Source organism: Rothia sp. (in: high G+C Gram-positive bacteria), from assembly GCF_030540545.1.
Taxonomy (GTDB): domain Bacteria; phylum Actinomycetota; class Actinomycetes; order Actinomycetales; family Micrococcaceae; genus Rothia.
This window is the reverse complement of sequence record NZ_JAUNVZ010000032.1, coordinates 992-1,441: the sequence shown is the minus strand read 5'-3', so window position 1 is coordinate 1,441 and position 450 is coordinate 992. Positions and strand designations below refer to the sequence as shown.

Genomic DNA, 450 nt, shown 5'->3' with positions numbered 1-450 from the left:
GGTGCCGTCAGGCTCCGCCTCCTGCTCGGTGCTCACGGCACCGCTGGTCGGGGTGTTATCGCTATGCGTCATCACCGGCAGCCCAGCTACTTCACCACGTGAACAGCAAGGTTTTTCACGCCCCGCCACTTTTTCGCCAACGCAGCCTTCGGCAGCAGAGTCAGTGCGTGCGCACGGGATGAGAACCGGATGCGTGCCGCCTTCGCTGCCTTCTTCCACCCCAGGGCCTCCAGTTCGGCGGCGATCGTGGTGAAATAGGTGCGCTCCTCGTCGAAACGGGTCCCTTCAAGGGCACGCCACGAAGAGTCAGAACCACCGTGGCGGCGGTACATGAACGCCAGGGTCTTATCGTAGAACAGGGCGCCGCCGTTCATCGCAATATCGAGCACCAGCGCCATATCCTGCACCACGTTCAGCCCCTGCCGGAACCCGGTCTGGGTGATCGCATCA

General features: G+C 62.9%; 1 pseudogene. It reads right to left on the bottom strand.

The features are described from left to right. Nucleotides 1-86: 86 nt before the first annotated feature. Nucleotides 87-450 (bottom strand): annotated as a pseudogene (locus Q4P78_RS08695) (glycosyltransferase family 2 protein); the annotation flags it as partial.